A 17,509-nucleotide genomic window follows, 5' to 3' on the forward strand; every position below is an offset into this window, starting at 1 on the left:
ATCAGACCGGCAGTCATTTCCACCACGAACAGAAGTGCATTGATGCCGAGCAACCAGCGCAGGGTCCCGGATTCTTGCTTAGCAGAAGCTGCCGAAAACTCGGCGGCCTTGATGGTCTCCGGATTTGCAGCGACGGTTTCCTGAAGCGAGGCGCCTAGCCCCAAGGTCTTCAGTTTCGAGGTGACGGGCTCGACCTCGCCGTCATGCACGACCTTCAGCCGGCGGTTCGACAAGTCGAAGGACAGCGCCCGAATCTCCTCAAAGCCGTTCAGGGCTAGGCGAATCATTCGTTCTTCTGATGGACAGTCCATCTTCGGCACGGCATAAACACTGACCCATCTCCCTGGCGCCTCGGAGGAGGCCTGTATATCGGTATCCGCTGCGGACGTTGCATCACCGCCACAGGCGCCACCACAGGATTTGCTCATGATACGACTCCACTTGAACAATGTTGTGGTACCATTTAAAACTATAAAGCTACTATAAGGTCAATAGAGTAAAGAATCCGTTGGGGAGGAGGCTGATGCGCATTGGTCAGTTGGCGCAGTTGGTAGGGGTCGAAACACAGACGATCCGCTTCTATGAACAGCAGGGCTTGTTGCCGCCGCCTGATCGGCAGGACAACGGTTACCGTGTCTATACCGAGAAGCATGGTGAGGGGCTGGCCTTCATCCGTCGCTGCAGAATCCTAGGCCTGTCACTGGCTGAGATTCACGAACTACAGAGCTATCAGGACGACCCTCATCAGCCTTGTACCGCCGTCAACGCCTTGCTCGATGATCACATCTCTCATGTGCGGTCGCAGATAACCGCTCTGCAAGCGCTTGAGAAACAACTCGTTTCACTGAGAGCGAGTTGCAACGATGACCGGGAAGTTGAGGCGTGTGGGGTTCTTGCTGGAATTAGCGAAGGAAACATGCACCAGCAGTAGGTGAAGCATCAACCAGATAATCCGATGAGATGCCGGTCTGTCTCACTCTCATGCAAAGGTAAGATCAACCATTTAATCCGCTTACCCTGAATAATAAGTGTATTAGGAAAGCTTACTGTCGCTGGGAATAACAAAAAAAGAATCGAAACCATTACTGCGCTGGTGAGTACTTCTTTTAGGTTTTGCTTTTTATTATTGAATGACTTCCCAACCGTCATCACTCTCAACAAGTCGAATGCTGGAGGCTGCTGATTGCTCTCCAGTGAACTCAGAAAATGATGTTACTTTTACGTCACAGACAAAACCCGAAGACTCAGAGGCTGCTTTACAGCTCAGTTTTTCAACATCCCGAATCTCTACTTCATATTGAGCCATTAAATCGCACTAAAGAAAATTTATTTTGATGCGTTAACTCAGATGTACAGCCGTGGTGAGATTAATCTCAAATTAACTGTTGTTTCTCCACAAACATAGCAATACCTGATTTAACACAGTCCCGAAGTAAATTATTACTTGCATGAAAGCTCCGTCGCTTAGCTCAACAGACACAGTCATAAATTTAATAAGAATTTAATGTGTGAGGACTAGTACTTCGGTGTTGGGGAATACACAAATACCACCTGTATATCCTAATAAACAAAAACCACATATAAAAACGACTATTAACTTAAATATTTTATCTGGCGGAGTCTGCCTCCTAGATAGTTCTGACTCTGAGTACGTTTCATCCGCAGCAGTTGCACAGATTAGTGGCGCTAAAGATGTGCGCATGGAACAAGTGACCAGTTTGCCGATGTTATCAATTAATCCGCAGCGAGAACATCTGACCCTGCTGGGACTGGACATTGCAACCTTACAAAATGCCTAGCAAATGGTCATTGGCGGTCAGGATCTGAGGCTGATTTATGAGGGCGATAAACTCTTCCGGCTGGTGATGCGGCTCGATAAACAATTACGCCGAGATGTTGATTCACATTCTTCTAACTTTGCTGCAAAAGTAGAGGTGCAAATCCACCACCCGGTGTACGTAAGTTGGTAGCTTGACCTCGATAAAGTCTTGCTGCAGCAAGTAATAATTCCCCTCGGTAAGTATACAATCGCACATCAACCTTAAGCATTTCACGTTCGTTATCAACCATCACAACACGTTCTGAGGGTGGCACATAGGCCTGTGCAACATAATCACTTTCAAGAATACGTGCAAATGTGCTTTTGGTCAGCTTGCTGCCGCGATAGACACCCTTGCTGCCATGACCTGCCACCGGTTTAAAAAACCACTGCCGCCGTTGTTGCCAGAGTGATTGCTCATCATGGGCGGTAACCTGAATGGTGTGGGGAATACCCTTTTTTAAAAGTTCAGCATTTTCAGTACTTAACCCCCAATCTAGTAGAGTCTGCTGATCTGACATTAAGGCCAAGTTTCGCTTATCAGCAAATAGGGCGTGTGTATAAGGATTCGGGGTGATAACTGCGCCACATTCTAACCAAGCAAAACGCAAAGCAGCATGTTCAGGTGCATCTAGTCCAAAGTCGACCAGACGGTTGTAAACCAAATCGATTTTCTGGTTATCACCATACAAGACTCCTGATTCGTATTTGAGATCCGTTGGTGAAAGTATGACGGCATCAATGCCATGTTGGATGAATAGCTGTTGCGCGAGTTTGAACTCCGGATAGAGATGTTGTTCTTCCGGTGCATCGTCGATGATTGCAATTCGCTCAGGTTGTCCGCTACCTCTCTGGGCCCGCCATTCACTTATAAATTGCGCAATGACTGCTTCATCGAAATCTTTTGCCCAAGACGCCTGTGTATTGCCGCTACAACATTTTAGTTGGGCGCGAGTCAGGATGGCATTAAGAAAAGCGCCACCGGCATTGGTATTGATTTCGATAAGACGAGGACCATCCTCACTGAGGTGGAAATCATAGCCCATAAAAGCGCCTACTGGACCGGGATTATGCCGTGCACTCTCAGGTGCCCAAGACATGATCTGTTGCTGATATTCTGCAAGTGAAGCAGCGGATTCGATTGCCTTAACAATCGCCTGCATTTGTTCAAGATCAGAACTTGGAACAAAAATCGCGGCATTTGAGAAGAATTGGCGCATGCCCGAAGTAGACAGGATGCCTTCAGCGTTATCACCCAATTGGTTGTTGAGATCGCGAATAATCGCTGACCAATCTAGAGTAACGCAGGTACAGTGATGGTTTAGCCGTTGTGATCTTGTCTGCTCTTGAGAACTATCGATTTTTTTCATTGATTCTCCTCTGTCGGAAAACGTTATATTAATGTCCAACGGTTAACTTTAAATCATAGGTGTTTAGTTTGATTAGTGACCGTTATTGCAATCTTTACCAGCCTGCTTAAAGCCCCTTTGTTGGACGTCCTCTATAGTTAAACAGGATGAACATTCTGCCTGAGGCTTACATAATCCTTGTAATAAGCAAAGGAAATCGTGAACACAAAAGAATAATTAACAAAGGCAGGTAGGGCAGAATATAGTTCGTATGCTCTACAAACGGTAAAAAAAAAGGATTACATAAGGATTAGGTTTTTGTAATGTTTAGGTCATCAAGGTGACAGAATCGTCCGTTAGTCTTCAAAGTAGGTTGATTTAATAGTTGAGCCAACGCTGGTCAAGCGGAAATCAAATTTAATTTATCGTGATGTTGGCTCATCCAATTAAATGTAGCTTAAGAGGCAATGACAAGATTTAACTATGTGTTGCCGCTAATAATTTTTGCTTTAATCAAGTTATTCATACTTTTAATACTATTTAGGACTAACTTTATGAAATTTCAAACCTTGCCATATTTTGTTGCGTTGCCAGCATTAATGTTGGCTCTATCTGCTCAAGCTCATAACCCTGAAGAGCATATTAACAAAGGAGAAGCACCTAACTGTGCAGCTATGAAAGATATGGATCATTCTAAAATGGATATGAAGGATCCAGTCATGCAAGCCATGATGCAGAAATGTATGCCTAAAGATGAAGTAATGTCTAAAGATGGTGATGCTGGCCATGATATGGAAGCAGGTGTTAAAAAACCTTCTGAGCATCAACATTAATTTCAGATATCATTAATGAAGATGGCGACATAGCAGCATCACTTGAAGCCGAATACGACATTCGCCTCAGTCAAGTTTCGTACTTACAGCCACGCTTGGAAGTTTCTGCTGGACTCACAGATGCCCAAGCGTTCGATCGCCCCAGTGGATTCAACGATGTTCGAATAGGACTGCGTTATCGCTATGAAATCTCTAGAGAGTTTGCACCTTACATAGGTGTTTATTGGAGCCGGGCCTTAGGTCAAAAGGCTAATCAAATCTCTGATGAAGGGGGCGATAAAATCGAAACAGGTTTTGTTGCCGGGGTTCGGATGTGGTTTTAACTAGAGTAACAAAATTAGTAAAACTGAAGAGGGAGAGTAAATGACTAACAATGACGACAGAACAACGCATTATAAGGAGGGAAGCCTCACTTTAGCGGGAACAGTTATGCTCGGTACCGGTGTGATGATTGGTGCTGGTATCTTTGCGCTTACCGGGCAAATGGCGCAGATGACAGGTGTTTTATTTCCTTTAGCGTTTCTAGCCGCCGCAGTAATCGTTAGTTTTAGTGCCTATTCATACATCAAAATTTCTAACGCTTATCCCTCTGCAGGCGGCATTGGCATGTATTTGCATAAAGCTTATGGTAACCGGTTGCCAACGGCTTTTAATGCTTTGCTGATGTATTTTTCAATGGTGATCGCCCAGAGCTTTCTCGCGCGCACATTTGGTTCATACACCATGCAACTTTTCGGTGGGGATCAAAGCGGCATTATGGTGCCTTTGCTTGGTGTCTCGCTCATTTTGGCCGCTTTTATAATTAACCTTTTAGGTAATCAATTGATTCAGGGGGTGGCCTCGTTCATTGGTATTTTGAAAATTCTGGGCATTCTCATTTTTGGATTGGTAGGTGTTTGGATCGCCGACAGTATCTCTGTCGACTTTACAAGCCCAGGAGAAGCAGGAACCTTCGGCAACTTCCTCGGTGCAACGGCACTGGGGATACTGGCCTTTAAGGGGTTTACCACTATTACTAACAGTGGTTCTGAAGTAAAAGATCCTAAACGTAACGTAGGTCGCGCAATTGTTATTTCTATCGCGGCCTGTGTGGTCATTTATGGCTTGGTCGGTTTTGCTGTGGCGAGTAATTTATCGTTGGCAGAAATCATCAAAACACAAGACTATTCCCTTGCTGCGGCTGCGCGCCCGGCATTGGGTGAATATGGTGTGTGGTTTACGGTTGCTATTGCCATGATGGCGACTGCTGGCGGTATTCTGGCCAGCATTTTTGCCGTTTCAAGAATGCTGGCAATGTTGACGGAAATGAAACTGGTTCCGCATCGACATTTCGGTATGCCGGGTAGTATTCAAAAGCATACATTGGTCTACACGGTCGTTTTAGGACTTATTCTGACGGCATTTTTTGATCTGTCTCGAATTGCTGCACTGGGTATCGTGTTTTACCTAATTATGGACATTGCCATTCATTGGGGCGTTCTTCGTTATTTGCGAGAAGACATTAACGCCAATAGATGGGTGCCAACTACCGCGATTATTTTAGATTTGCTCGCGCTAGGGGGCTTTGTCTGGGTAAAACTGAATACTGATCCATTTGTGATTGGTGTGGCGGTTGTTACTATGATTATTATCGCAGTTGCTGAGCAAATTTTCCTGAAAAGATCCGCTGAATTACATCATCATCATTAATTACAATATTTTACGTGGAGGGCAGTACCATGATGACTGATAATATTTTTGGTAACACCATGTGCGCATGACATTGGTAGTGGATGCTGGTGTTTGCCATTGTCGTTGTTATTCCGGTTTGGCGTTTTTGTCAGCGTACAGAGTGCCCAGGTTGGATGGGAATACTGATATTGATTCCTTTCATTAATCAGGCATTACTGTATTTCATTGCGTGTACCGATTAGCCAGTAGAAAAAAGATTGAGATAAAGGCAGCCGAACACTGGTATGTTCACCATCAGGATTTATTGAGGGTCTAAGCTTATGGTCATCTTCAGTAGACATAAGTGCTGGTATTTTTGCTGTGACTAACAATCTTTTCTAGCGTTTCATATCTAATAGAAGAGCGAGGTTCTGATGTTTCCGTCAAAAAATTGTCCTGTTTGTGAAATGTCCGTCGCAGATAACAAATTATCTGTAAATTTCCGTGGCATTGATCTTTGGTTTTGTTCTCAACAATGTCAGGACAGATTCAACCAACGGCCAAGCTTATACATTGGTGATCCCAAGCATGGTAAATCAGTCAAGCAACATGGTGTAAGGGTTAATAAACAGAGACTTATTAAGCTTGAACTGCCTGACAATGAGGAGTTAAAAATTAAATTGATTAATGGTTTAAATTCATTGATGGGGGTGACGCAAGCTAAAATTAATCAAAAAGTGCTTGAAATTGAATACGATTTGGTTCAAATATCACTTGATGAAATTGAGCATTATATTTTGGCCTCGGGGGTAGATATGGAGCAGTCGTGGCTTGATAAGGTTCACGATGCTCTCCTTCATCTCAGTGAGGAAGGTGAATTGGGTAATCTCGGACACCCCTATAAAGACGATAGCAGTCATTAATTAAATCTGACTTGGTTTTTCCAAGTCAAATGTTCATAAATGCCCGTCCAGTAATATCCAAAACTGGCTGCAAAAAGTAACTCTTCCAAGGGTATACCAATAAGAAACAGGCCACTCAGTGCATCCAGGTTCCATACACGTTCGATGTATCCCGGTGCAATGCTTTCAAGACCAAGGACAAAAATCGCGTAATAAACAAGAAATAGAACGCTTCCCCAAAAACTCTTGAGTGCAGGGGGGCCAGCATCGTGAAGTTCGGATGCTGGACACCTAAACCAGCTATTTCTTGTGAATATGCTTGCGGAGTTTTTTCTCTTCCATCTGATGTTCTCCCATCTGGTTCATCATCATCTGCATCATATTCATTCGCTCATCCATCATGCTCATGCAGTCTTCCTTGCCTTTGTGTTCCATGGTTTTACCTTTCATCTCCCCATGCATCATTTTCATACCTTTTTGCATGGCGGTCATATGTTCCTGCATCATTTGGTGGCGTTTTTCATGGTCCTGTTCTTGTTGAATTCGGTCCATCAGAGCTTGCATTTCCTGCATATGATCATGCATGGAAGTCATTCCCTTATCCTGCATTTTCATGGTGTTGTCTTGCATTTTGTCATTATGCTGATGGTCATCCTGGGCGAAAGCTGGCGCGGTAAGGATGGCGGTGATGATGAGTGATCGGGTAAGATTTTTCATAGTTATCTCCTAGGTTTACTTCAAGGGGAAGATTCCCCTCTGGTTTAACGGTTGTGACCTGACATGACACTACAGCCGGTCATTCGTTTTTTTTCGCCCATCTTCCAGACCACGGCGATAGGCTTCTTCCGCATCTTGGTGTTGATGTTCGTCTTTACTGTTTTCTCCATGATCGCCATGCCCCTTATGCATGAATATATGCATCAGTGGACACAACAAAATAATCAGAAATGGAAGATATGGAAGGATGTGGGCACTGTGATCAACGAAAATAAAATAGAGCGCCACTCCAATAAGTATAAGAGTTGCCATACCATGAAGGCTGGTCCAAAAACCGGGTTTGCTTGCCATCTAGTTTCTCCTATGCCGCCTTATAGACAGCGCTGTTAGATGTATGTCAGGGTCATTTATCAACATTCAGTTTCACCCGCTTAAGGCGCAGTGAGTTGCCAATCACCGACAAAGAGCTGGTTGTCATGGCGATCACCCCGATCATCGGATGAAGTAGGCCGACAGCTGCAATGGGTATCGCGGCCACATTGTAAAACCAAGCCCAAAACAGGTTTTCAACGATTTTCCGAAAAGTTGCACGGGACAGGCGAATAGCCTCCACCACCTTGGTTAGTTCACCTTTAACCAAGGTGACATCCGCAGCTTCAATGGCAACATCGGCGCCAGCACCAATAGCGATACCCACATTGGCCTGTTTCAGTGCCGGGGCGTCGTTGATGCCATCGCCCACCATGGCCACCAGTTGCCCATATTTTTCCTGCAGCCGCATAATTGCATCCACCTTGCCTTCAGGCAAAACGCCCGCCATAACTTCGTCGATCCCTACCTGGTTCGCGACGTGGCGAGCTGTACGTTCGTTGTCGCCTGTGATCATGACAGTGTGAATGCCCATCTCATGAAGCGCGGCAATGGCAGCTTTCGAGTCCTCTTTAATGGTGTCGGCCACGGCGACAATACCGGCTGCCTGGTCTCCGGCGGCAACTAGCATGGCGGTCTTACCCTCGTTTTCAAGACGGATCATGACTTCTTCGAGGTCGCCCAACTCTATATTGGCTTCGCTGAGAAGCCGGCGGCTGCCCACGCGAATGAGCTGGTCGTCGACACGGCCTTCCACTCCTCGCGCAGTAATCGCTCGGAAGTCCACCACTGTAGGAACCTCCAACCCCTTTTCCCGGGCGCCATTCACGATGGATTGCCCCAGAGGATGTTCGGAGCCGGCTTCCACAGATGCCGCGAACCTAAGTACATCGCTTTCATTGAAGCCGGCGGTAGCAATCACATCTGTGAGCGCGGGCTCGCCTCTGGTGATGGTGCCGGTTTTGTCGAGTACAACGGCCTTGATGTCCTTAAGAGACTGAATGGCTTCGCCGGAGCGGATAAGTACACCTGATTCTGCGCCCAATCCCGAGCCCACCATGATGGCAGTGGGAGTGGCGAGCCCCAAAGCACAGGGACAGGCTATCACCAGTACGGAAATTGCCGAAAGTGTACCCAGCATCAATGGTGAAAGTTCCGGGTTAACCCATGGCAGGAACTCGGCACCCCAGTAAAGAATCGGCCTAAGCGACTCGGCGAAAATTAGCCAGATTACAAAGCTAGCAAGACTGATCATGATAACCGCCGGGACAAACTTTGCGGTCACTCTGTCGGCGAATTCCTGGATGGGTATTTTAGAGCCTTGTGCCTGTTCCACCAGTCGGACAACTTGTGACAAAAAGGTATCGGCACCTACCCGAGTGGCGCGAACTTGCAGCATGCCTTCCTTATTAATGGTGGCTCCAATCACTGCTTCGCCAGGTCCTTTCTCCACCGGCACGGACTCGCCCGTGGCGATGGATTCATCCAGATGACTATTACCTTCGACAATTTCGCCGTCGGTAGGTACCTTGCCGCCAGGCCTAACCACCATGATGTCTCCGACCTGAAGCTCCGCAACCGCTACTTCAACTTCATGTCCTTCCCGTAGTACGGAGGCGGTTTTAGCACCCAGTTTTAGTAGTTTTTTGATCGCCTGTGATGCCCGCCCCTTGGCACGAGTTTCCAGGTAGCGGCCAAGCATATGGAAGGTCATGATGGTGGTGGCCATTTCAATAAAAGATGTCATGGGGTAGATAAATCCCACAAGCCCAATCAGGTAAGGGGGCAGGCTTCCCAAGGAAATAAGGACATCCATGTTGGCGGTGCGATTGGTAAGGGAACGCCAGGATGAGCGGTGGGTTGCCCACCCGCCTTGCAGGAAGACCACAGGAAAGCCAAGTAAAGCAACCCAAGTGAGATAGTTTGGCACCGGCACCCAGAACATATGCACCATCATCAATACCATAATCAATGTGGTTGGGATGGCGGCGAACCATAAACGCCTCCAAGCCTGTTCAAGGTAACGCTCTTCAACCGCCGCGTCGGCTTCCGCATTTCCCTGCGAACGACTTTCACTGATGGCTGCTACATCGTATCCCGCTTGCTCAATAGCTTCTTTGATGTTTTTTGTGTTTACTGTTACCGGATCGAAACTAACCGTCACCTTATGATTGGCAATGTTAGTTGAAATATCATTAATGCCGGTAAGGCGTTTGATGGAGGTTGAGACTAGCCCAGCACAATGATCGCTGCCCATGCTAGGTACTGTGAACAAGGCTTCGCTAGTTCCGCTAGACATTGGTGATGACATACTATCTACATCGTAGCCGGCCTTTTCGATTGCGTCCCAAATGTTCTTATCACTTAGCTGGTTTGGATCGAATTCCACAGTGACATGGTGGTTAGCTATGTTGGTACTGATATTGATGATGCCTGATAGTCGATTAATAGAAGCTGTTATGAGGCCAGCGCAGTGATTGCTGCCCATGCCGGACACCAAAAACTGTGTTGTTTCAACATCCGAAGTAGTTTTCGTAAGTTTAGATTTTGAGGGTTGTTCAGGTATGTCCATAGCTATCATCTAACTCCAATTTAGTATGCAAATAGTTAAGACGTTGTTGGGCAATTCAATCAGATTGATTTGACATTATCTGGGAATGTTCCAGACAGTTAACATCAAATTTCGGAAACTGAGTTCGAACATTCCAGCAAACTTACATCGATATGCATCTCGTGATTTATCAAAAAACCCGTCAACAAATATAGCTCCAATTTATCTTGTTGTAGAATCAATCTCGCTAACTAATATATGACGGCTAGGATCTCTAAGTTAGAGTTTCTAGCAGTAGAACAAAATAGATACTACACCTATAAGAAGATACTTAGATGCCTCTTTCAATATCATTACGTTTAGATTACAAAATCGTAATCATAAATTTCATAAAGTTGCGTATGATTGGATTTATGGATGATCTGTTTAGCAGGCTGTTGAAAAATGGGGTTTGATGAGCAAAAACTTCCCGCCGTTAAGAAAATGACGACGTATAAATCGGTAGAAACAATTGCCTCGATTTTGGTGTAACAATTACCTGCAATGCTCAATCGACGATCAGCAACAGCATCTGTTTAAAATATGCGCAGTTTTTGCCTTAATTCCCTGTTTTCAGGCCATTAAAGTCTTCAATCTCGTCACGTTGTACACCGCAGCCACAAACCGGAATATCCAGGCGACTTTGTCCCGGCCGCAGTGGCGAAGTTTTCTCATGAGACCAAACTCTTTCATCCAGCCAAAGCATTCTTCGATCCGCTTGCGTTTAACTTGACTGATACCGTAACCGATAGCTGATGTCGTTCTACCGTCAACGGCACTGCCTAATGATTTGGCCGCGACATGCGGTGTGACTTTTAACCCTCGGCACACTTCCACAAACTCGCCCGTGTCATAGCCCTTATCGGCACCCACCGTCATACCGGGACGGGTGCCTTGATATGCCAACATTGTGGTACCGGCGTCCCACTCCTGGCGGGTACCCGCTTCGGTTAATTCGGCTTCAACGATCAGCCCGTTTCGGTTTTCGGTTAGCAGGTGGCCCATATGATAGAGCTTCGATTCCTTGCCTTTACCCTTACGAAACAGGCGCGAATCACTATCGGTTGTGGACTGGTGTGTCTTGTTGCTGCGCTTATGTCCGTGGAAGTTGTCACCTGGACCGTCACTATCGTCTTTCGGTTTGAAGGATTTCATGGAGGCACAGGCTTCCAGCAAGGTGCCATCAACGCTGAAGTGTTCCCGTGACATCAATTGCTTGGCGTAGGCCTGTTTCTTGACAGCATCAAAAAAGTGCTGATCAACGTCATTGAGCATCAGGCGGTCCCGGTTCTTGGAGAACACGGAATGGTTCCATACCGTATCATCTATGCCCAGCCCCACGAACCAGCGGAACATCAGGTCATAGTCAAGGCGCTCCATCAACTGACGTTCGGAGCGAATCGTGAAGACTATTTGTAACAATAAGGCTCGGACCAGTTGTTCTGGTGGAATTGACGGACGACCAACCCTGGAGTACATCTCATCGAAACACCACTGCATATCCTCCAGCGCATGATCAACCACCGAGCGTATCTTTCGGATCGGGTGGTGCTGCGGAATACGTGATTCGAGGTCAACATAGCTGAAAAAGGAAGACTGAGGATTGATTTCTCCGCGCATTCGATTCTCTCGGTGGTTATTTATCGCTATTATCCCATATCAGGGGTTTTTCAACAGCCTGCTAGCCAGGGTAAACAAGATTACACATACATTACAGCAATGTAATACATGGGTCATCTTAAGGTCAGAAACACCGCTCTACTATGACAATGGATAAGTCCAGGTGCACCATGGGAGTTGTGTGCGGGCCGATTCAATGCAGAAACGCAGTGACAGGATATCTTGCCAATATTAACGGTTGATGGCGTACAGGCTAAAGATCGAGGAGCGTGTAATAGTGAATACGAGAAACCGGATACCTGTGAATGAAAATTGCTTGACCTGTGTCTTGGACACAGGTGTAAGGTGACAAAAAGCCGGATAAATTCTTCGGATTTACTCTCGGGTTTAGAACTGATGATTGACTCATATCAAGGCAAGGAACAGATCCTCGGGGTTAATCTGAATCCTGTGATAGTCAGACTGAGCTGCGAGGAGGGCTGTGTGAAAGTTATCGAAATGGCCAGGCGTTTAGGGGTTACGGCCGATACGGTGCGGTTTTATACCCGGATCAAGATTCTGAAACCGGGGAAGAACAAAACCAATGGATATCGGGAATACAGCGAAAATGATTACAACCGCTTGCGATTCGTGCTGAGTGCACGGCAACTGGGCTTTTCCGTTGAGGATATTCAGGAAATTTTGAACCACGCGGATAAGAAGAAATCGCCTTGCCCGACGGTACGCCGCTTGATTGACCAACGCCTGAATGAAACTGAACAACGGTTCGCGGAGACTCTGCAACTGCGGGAACGCATGCAGCAGGCCGTGGTTGAGTGGAGCCAAAAGCCAGATAAGGTGCCGACTGGCCATATGATCTGTCACCTGATTGAAGAGTTTGCCCAGTAAATCAACATAGAGGATTTGCCATGAATACACAGAAATTCGAGAGCCCTACTCATCACCGGGGCGGCTGCTGTTGCGCCAGCAAGTCATCCACTGCAGCTAACACTCGGAGCAGTGTTGACTCAGATAGCGATATCCCGCTGCAGCGGCTACAGGTGCAGGGCGCAACGTGCGGTGGTTGTGTAAGAAGCATTGAGCAAACGCTACGCTCTGTTTCCGGCGTAAGCGATGCGTGTATGGATCTGGCGACGGGTGTCGCTTCGGTCGTTGGCATGGTCGAGTCTAACGCTCTGATAGAGGCGTTGGATCGAGCGGGTTTTCCTTCGACCCAAATCAATTAGTTTATGGCTGATGGTTGGAGTAATTAGCAGTTGGTAAGCCTAAGCATGTTACAGGCGTGAAATATGGTGGTGGAGAAAGCCTGCTGGCCACTGAAAGAAAGGCAATGGCTAAATTTTGTTGTTCAGGAAATGCTAATGGATCAAATTAACACACTTAAGGTGATCGACATGGGCATCGACACCCACCAGGAACCGGTGGTGTATATGCGCAGTGATTGTCACATCTGCCGCTCTGAAGGTTTCACTGCCAACAGCCGTGTCATGCTGCGGTACGGGGAAAACAGCGTTATCGCCACGCTGAATGTGGTGGACGAACAGGTACTGAGTTCCGGGAGTGCAGGGTTGTCTAAAAGTGCCATGCAGCGCTTGGACGTCGATGATGGCGCCGCGGTTAGTGTCGACCACGCACCGGTAGTGACATCACTTGCCGCCGTGCGCAAAAAAATCTTTGGACACAAACTCAGTGATCAAGAGATTACCGCTATTGTCGAGGACATCGGCGACCACCGCTATTCGGATATCGAAATCGCCAGCTTCCTCAGTGTGTGCGCGGGTAGCCGTTTAGACGTAGATGAAATCATCAGTCTCACCCAGGCCATGGTGGCCTGTGGTAAGCGGCTGAACTGGCCAGACGAAGCCATGGTTCTTGATAAACACTGCATCGGTGGGCTGCCGGGCAACCGCACCACACCGCTCGTGGTGTCCATTGTCAGCGCTGCGGGACTCACCATCCCTAAAACCTCCTCGCGGGCGATCACCTCTCCCGCCGGTACTGCGGATACTATGGAGGCACTGACTACCGTCAATCTGGAGCTCAATGAGATTCAACGTGTAGTGGCTGAGACCCATGCCTGTCTTGTTTGGGGTGGCGCTGTCAACCTGAGTCCGGCCGACGATTTGTTGATTCGCATTGAACGGGCCCTGGATTTGGATGGTGAAGGGCAGTTGATCGCCTCGGTTTTATCAAAAAAAATCGCTGCCGGTTCCACTCATGCGGTGATAGATATTCCCGTCGGCCCCACCGCTAAAGTGCGTTCCCAGAACGACGCCGATCGCCTTTCCTCACTCTTTACCCAGGTGGGAGCCGCCTGTGGTATTCAAATTCGCTGCCTTATTACGGATGGTAGTCAGCCGGTTGGGCGTGGTATCGGCCCGGTAGAAGAAGCGCGGGATGTGCTGGCAGTATTGCAGCGCGAGCACAGTGCACCACAGGATCTTCGGGAGCGTGCCTTGTTTCTGGCTGCACATCTGTTTTCACTTGCTTATCAAGAGCGTTATGAACAAGGGCTGGAAAGAGCGATCGCGATTTTGGATGAAGGTAAAGCCTGGCAGCAGTTCCAGCGCATTTTGGCCGCGCAGGGTGGGATGAAAGCCCTGCCTGACGCCAGCTACCAACATACCGAAGCGGCCACAGCAGTGGGCACACTTACCGCTATCGACAATCGTCAACTCGCGCGTCTGGCGAAGCTGGCAGGCGCTCCGGCGACAGCGGCTGCGGGGTTGCGTCTACATGCTCGAGTCGGCGACAAGGTCACCGTCGGACAACCTTTATTTACGCTCTGTTCCGATACGATCGGAGAGCAACAGTATGCGATGGCGTTTTATCGCCAATCGACAATTTTTACGGTCGAGAAGGAACGATGAGCGAGGCGATGGCTGTGAAAGATAAATCTCCAGTGGTGTTTTCCCTGAACAATCATCCGTTGGCTGAGTCACTCAGTAACGCGATTGGTGGTCAACCTGGCGAGTTTAACGCTCGGCAGTTTCCTGATGGGGAGTCCTATCTGCGTATTCAATCTGATGTAGAAAATCGCGCCTGTATTGTGGTGGCTGATCTGTCACACCCAAACATCAAATATCTGCCGTTGTTGTTTTTATTGGAAACACTGCGGGAGCTGGGAGCGTCGCAAGTGGGGTTAGTGGCGCCTTACCTCAGTTATATGCGTCAGGATCGCCGTTTTGTCGATGGGGAAGCGGTTACTTCACGTATTTTTGCCAAGTGCCTTTCTCAACATGCTGATTGGCTGGTTACGGTCGATCCACATTTGCATCGCTATCATTCTCTGGATGAAATCTATTCCATACCCAGTCGTGTTGTGCAAGGGGCTCCGGCATTGGCGCACTGGCTCAAAACGCAAAGCAACCTACTGTTGGTAGGGCCCGACAGCGAAAGCGAGCAATGGGTTGATGAGATTGCTGCCTTTAGTCAACATCCTTTTGTGATTGGAGAAAAGCAGCGCTTCGGGGATCGCCAAGTCGAAGTGATGCTGCCCGACATCAACGAATTCAGGGATAGAACGGCAGTGATTATCGACGACGTTATTTCCAGCGGGCAAACAATCCTGGAATGCGTTAAAACACTTCGGTCCAAAGGTATCGACAACATTCAGTGCGTGGCGGTGCACGGCATATTTGCCGATCACTCCGATAAAACCTTACTGGCCTCAGGCCTGAGCCAACTGGTCACATCCAATACCATCCCCCATCCTTCCAACGCTATTGATATTACGTCGCAACTGATTGCGCCCGTTATCAGCATGCTTAAATTGGCAGGAAAATCATTATGAAAATTACCTTTGTCGGCGGCACCGAGACCGTTACCGGCTCAAAATTTCTGCTGGAAACTGAAACGACAACCGTATTAGTCGATTGCGGTTTGTTCCAGGGCTACAAGTGGCTGCGGGAACGCAACTGGCAAACCTTGCCCCTGGACATCGACAAACTGGATGCGGTGCTGCTCACTCACGCACATCTGGATCACTCCGGTTATATCCCGGTGCTATACAAGCGCGGCTTTCGCGGCCCGGTGTTTACCCATCACGCCACTAAGGCCCTGTGTCAGATTTTATTGGCCGACAGCGGCCATATCCAGGAGGAAGACGCTAAGTATTACAGCAAACATAAATTGGGCAAGCACGCGCACCCTGAGCCGCTTTACGACCGTCAAACGGCGGAAGCCAGCATGAGGCTATTTCAGTCTGTGGAGTTTGATGAACAGATCGAGGTCGGGGATATCCGTTTTTATTTACAGCCTGCCGGTCATATTCTCGGCGCCGCCAGCATTATCGTTGAAGCGGAAGGGAAACGAATCGGCTTTTCTGGTGATGTCGGTCGCTTCGATGATGTGCTGATGCCCCCCCCTCGACCATTGCCGGAGCTGGATCTGCTGTTGATGGAGTCCACCTACGGCAACCGCCGGCACGACACCCAAGATCCGTTTCAGCAGTTGGCGGAAATTGTTAACCGTGTCGCCAAAAGCGGCGGCGTGCTGCTAGTCCCGGCCTTTGCGGTAGGGCGGGCGCAGGCCTTGCAACATCTGTTGGCGACCCTGATGGATCAGGGCGATATCCCCAAAATGCCCATCTATCTCGACAGCCCCATGGCGATCAAAGTATCGGATATTTTCTGCCAGTTCAGTGATCAGCACCGGTTGAGTCACGAGCAATGCTACCGCCTATGCGATGGCGTGACCTATACCCGCACGGTGGACGAATCGAAGGCGATTGCCGGACAGGCTTTCCCCCATATTGTTATCGCTGGCAGCGGCATGGCTACCGGAGGTCGTATTCTCCACCACTTCAAACGCCTGTTAGGCAGTTCTAAAACCACGGTACTGTTTACCGGTTATCAGGCGGGCGGCACTCGCGGCGCAAAAATGCTGGAGGGTGTTGATGCGGTGAAAATCCACGGAGGCTGGGTACCGTTGAGAGCCACTGTCAAAGTCATCTCAGGTTTGTCGGGGCACGCAGACTACCTCGAACTGACCCAGTGGTTACAGCAGTCAGCGCTGACCGATACTACTCGAATTCAACTGATTCACGGTGACCCGGAAGCCCTTGAAACCCTTCGGGTGCACTTGCAGGAGCACACCGCGTTTGCGGTGAATGTGGCGGGTTATCGCGATATTTTGCGCCTGTAATCGAAGAGATAATCCACAGCGGAGAAAAAGTTATGCAAATTGAAACCTTAAAAGATGTGCTGCACTGGACTCGGGAATTTCACCAACACCTCAGCCAGTGTTTATCCCACTGTGCGGACAAGAATATGGATGAACGGGCCCGGATGATCCTTGCGTATCTGTCCGATCATGAGAAGGCACTGACCAAGGTAGTCAGCGGGTTTGAAACCTCAGGCGACGAGCATGCACTGAACACCTGGTGTTACGAATATGTGGCAAAGCACCCCATCGTTCGGCATGCGCATTGCGACGCCCCCTTTGCCGAGCTGGATGCGACGCAAATCATGGAGGTGATAGTCGATCAACACCAGCAGGTGATTGAACTGTATCGCTATCTCGCCTCCAGGGCGGAGATCCCCTCTGCCAAAGAGTTGATGGAATCACTCCGGTCGCTGGAGGAGCACGAAATGATGCGTATGGCGCAGTCTGCCAACCGGTTCGGGGATTTGTAGAGACACTAATTTCTCACAGATACA

General features: G+C 48.2%; 18 protein-coding genes and 1 pseudogene. 11 read left to right on the forward strand and 8 right to left on the reverse strand.

What is annotated here, in order from left to right; genetic code table 11:
- A pseudogene (locus tag B2W60_RS07080) lies at nt 1-428 on the reverse strand (cation transporter); the annotation flags it as partial.
- Nucleotides 429-523: 95 nt separating this feature from the next.
- Between B2W60_RS07080 and cadR the strand changes: the two are divergent.
- Nucleotides 524-931, forward strand: coding sequence for a Cd(II)/Pb(II)-responsive transcriptional regulator (gene cadR / locus B2W60_RS07085; protein ID WP_004364961.1), 408 nt, complete (start codon nt 524-526; stop codon nt 929-931).
- Nucleotides 932-1,123: 192 nt separating this feature from the next.
- Here cadR and B2W60_RS07090 read toward each other — a convergent pair whose 3' ends face one another.
- On the reverse strand, nt 1,124-1,306 hold the full coding sequence (locus B2W60_RS07090) for a hypothetical protein (protein ID WP_168800185.1): 183 nt from the start codon (nt 1,304-1,306) through the stop codon (nt 1,124-1,126).
- Nucleotides 1,307-1,911: 605 nt separating this feature from the next.
- On the reverse strand, nt 1,912-3,189 hold the full coding sequence (locus tag B2W60_RS07095; protein WP_136554454.1) for a hypothetical protein: 1,278 nt from the start codon (nt 3,187-3,189) through the stop codon (nt 1,912-1,914).
- A 533-nt stretch (nt 3,190-3,722) separates the two neighbouring features.
- On the opposite strand from B2W60_RS07095, the gene B2W60_RS07100 reads away from it, so the two are divergent.
- The 4 genes from B2W60_RS07100 to B2W60_RS07115 all read left to right on the forward strand — a co-directional run bounded on the left by B2W60_RS07100 (nt 3,723) and on the right by B2W60_RS07115 (nt 6,574).
- Entirely contained in the window at nt 3,723-4,001 is a 279-nt protein-coding gene (locus B2W60_RS07100) for a hypothetical protein (protein ID WP_136554452.1), read from the forward strand.
- A gap of 11 nt (nt 4,002-4,012) precedes the next feature.
- Nucleotides 4,013-4,324 carry a copper resistance protein B gene (locus B2W60_RS07105; protein WP_256369457.1) on the forward strand — a complete coding sequence of 104 codons (312 nt, stop codon included), beginning with the start codon at nt 4,013-4,015 and terminating at the stop codon, nt 4,322-4,324.
- A 40-nt stretch (nt 4,325-4,364) separates the two neighbouring features.
- Complete coding sequence (locus B2W60_RS07110) at nt 4,365-5,690, forward strand: APC family permease (RefSeq protein WP_136554450.1); 1,326 nt, start codon at nt 4,365-4,367, stop codon at nt 5,688-5,690.
- 395 nt (nt 5,691-6,085) lie between these two features.
- On the forward strand, nt 6,086-6,574 hold the full coding sequence (locus B2W60_RS07115) for a YHS domain-containing protein (protein ID WP_136554448.1): 489 nt from the start codon (nt 6,086-6,088) through the stop codon (nt 6,572-6,574).
- Here the strand turns inward: B2W60_RS07115 and B2W60_RS07120 are convergent.
- The 5 genes from B2W60_RS07120 to B2W60_RS07140 all read right to left on the reverse strand — a co-directional run bounded on the left by B2W60_RS07120 (nt 6,571) and on the right by B2W60_RS07140 (nt 11,849).
- Nucleotides 6,571-6,900: a lycopene cyclase domain-containing protein gene (locus B2W60_RS07120; RefSeq protein ID WP_339612373.1), complete on the reverse strand. Its 330-nt coding sequence runs from the start codon at nt 6,898-6,900 to the stop codon at nt 6,571-6,573. The two genes, B2W60_RS07115 and B2W60_RS07120, sit on opposite strands and share 4 nt — an antisense overlap.
- Nucleotides 6,854-7,270, reverse strand: a complete 417-nt coding sequence (locus B2W60_RS07125) for a hypothetical protein (protein ID WP_104934737.1) — start codon at nt 7,268-7,270, stop codon at nt 6,854-6,856. The genes B2W60_RS07120 and B2W60_RS07125 overlap by 47 nt, the downstream gene beginning before the upstream one ends.
- Nucleotides 7,271-7,339: 69 nt before the next feature.
- Nucleotides 7,340-7,621 (reverse strand): DUF2933 domain-containing protein, encoded by a 282-nt coding sequence (locus tag B2W60_RS07130; protein WP_041354475.1) that lies wholly within the window; start codon nt 7,619-7,621, stop codon nt 7,340-7,342.
- Nucleotides 7,622-7,673: 52 nt separating this feature from the next.
- Nucleotides 7,674-10,211: a heavy metal translocating P-type ATPase gene (locus B2W60_RS07135; RefSeq protein WP_292360150.1), complete on the reverse strand. Its 2,538-nt coding sequence runs from the start codon at nt 10,209-10,211 to the stop codon at nt 7,674-7,676.
- Nucleotides 10,212-10,802: 591 nt separating this feature from the next.
- On the reverse strand, nt 10,803-11,849 hold the full coding sequence (locus B2W60_RS07140) for an IS5 family transposase (protein WP_136554446.1): 1,047 nt from the start codon (nt 11,847-11,849) through the stop codon (nt 10,803-10,805).
- 483 nt (nt 11,850-12,332) lie between these two features.
- Here B2W60_RS07140 and B2W60_RS07145 point away from each other — a divergent pair, with 483 nt between their 5' ends.
- The 6 genes from B2W60_RS07145 to B2W60_RS07170 all read left to right on the forward strand — a co-directional run bounded on the left by B2W60_RS07145 (nt 12,333) and on the right by B2W60_RS07170 (nt 17,485).
- Complete coding sequence (locus tag B2W60_RS07145; protein WP_027948919.1) at nt 12,333-12,737, forward strand: MerR family transcriptional regulator; 405 nt, start codon at nt 12,333-12,335, stop codon at nt 12,735-12,737.
- Between the two features lie 152 nt (nt 12,738-12,889).
- Nucleotides 12,890-13,075, forward strand: a complete 186-nt coding sequence (locus tag B2W60_RS07150) for a heavy-metal-associated domain-containing protein (RefSeq protein ID WP_211116140.1) — start codon at nt 12,890-12,892, stop codon at nt 13,073-13,075.
- A 63-nt stretch (nt 13,076-13,138) separates the two neighbouring features.
- On the forward strand, nt 13,139-14,719 hold the full coding sequence (locus B2W60_RS07155) for a thymidine phosphorylase family protein (protein WP_247870023.1): 1,581 nt from the start codon (nt 13,139-13,141) through the stop codon (nt 14,717-14,719).
- A gap of 14 nt (nt 14,720-14,733) precedes the next feature.
- Nucleotides 14,734-15,642, forward strand: a complete 909-nt coding sequence (locus B2W60_RS07160; protein ID WP_247870022.1) for a ribose-phosphate diphosphokinase — start codon at nt 14,734-14,736, stop codon at nt 15,640-15,642.
- Nucleotides 15,639-16,994, forward strand: coding sequence for an MBL fold metallo-hydrolase (locus B2W60_RS07165; RefSeq protein ID WP_136554442.1), 1,356 nt, complete (start codon nt 15,639-15,641; stop codon nt 16,992-16,994). Before B2W60_RS07160 ends, B2W60_RS07165 begins: the two co-directional genes overlap by 4 nt.
- A 32-nt stretch (nt 16,995-17,026) precedes the next feature.
- On the forward strand, nt 17,027-17,485 hold the full coding sequence (locus B2W60_RS07170; RefSeq protein WP_136554440.1) for an ATPase: 459 nt from the start codon (nt 17,027-17,029) through the stop codon (nt 17,483-17,485).
- The last annotated feature ends 24 nt before the right edge of the window (nt 17,486-17,509 follow it).

Source organism: Methylophaga sp. UBA2496 (assembly GCF_002341635.1).
In the GTDB taxonomy this organism is placed as follows: Bacteria; Pseudomonadota; Gammaproteobacteria; order Nitrosococcales; family Methylophagaceae; genus Methylophaga.

Coding starts and splice junctions, on each gene's coding strand:
- B2W60_RS07140 (WP_136554446.1), bottom strand. CDS start 11,849: ATGCGCGGAGAAATCAATCCTCAGTCTTCCTTTTTCAGCTATGTTGAC.
- B2W60_RS07100 (WP_136554452.1), top strand. CDS start 3,723: ATGAAATTTCAAACCTTGCCATATTTTGTTGCGTTGCCAGCATTAATG.
- B2W60_RS07135 (WP_292360150.1), bottom strand. CDS start 10,211: ATGGACATACCTGAACAACCCTCAAAATCTAAACTTACGAAAACTACT.
- B2W60_RS07125 (WP_104934737.1), bottom strand. CDS start 7,270: ATGAAAAATCTTACCCGATCACTCATCATCACCGCCATCCTTACCGCG.
- B2W60_RS07155 (WP_247870023.1), top strand. CDS start 13,139: ATGGTGGTGGAGAAAGCCTGCTGGCCACTGAAAGAAAGGCAATGGCTA.
- B2W60_RS07130 (WP_041354475.1), bottom strand. CDS start 7,621: ATGGCAAGCAAACCCGGTTTTTGGACCAGCCTTCATGGTATGGCAACT.
- B2W60_RS07110 (WP_136554450.1), top strand. CDS start 4,365: ATGACTAACAATGACGACAGAACAACGCATTATAAGGAGGGAAGCCTC.
- B2W60_RS07165 (WP_136554442.1), top strand. CDS start 15,639: ATGAAAATTACCTTTGTCGGCGGCACCGAGACCGTTACCGGCTCAAAA.
- B2W60_RS07090 (WP_168800185.1), bottom strand. CDS start 1,306: ATGGCTCAATATGAAGTAGAGATTCGGGATGTTGAAAAACTGAGCTGT.
- cadR (WP_004364961.1), top strand. CDS start 524: ATGCGCATTGGTCAGTTGGCGCAGTTGGTAGGGGTCGAAACACAGACG.
- B2W60_RS07170 (WP_136554440.1), top strand. CDS start 17,027: ATGCAAATTGAAACCTTAAAAGATGTGCTGCACTGGACTCGGGAATTT.
- B2W60_RS07095 (WP_136554454.1), bottom strand. CDS start 3,189: ATGAAAAAAATCGATAGTTCTCAAGAGCAGACAAGATCACAACGGCTA.
- B2W60_RS07115 (WP_136554448.1), top strand. CDS start 6,086: ATGTTTCCGTCAAAAAATTGTCCTGTTTGTGAAATGTCCGTCGCAGAT.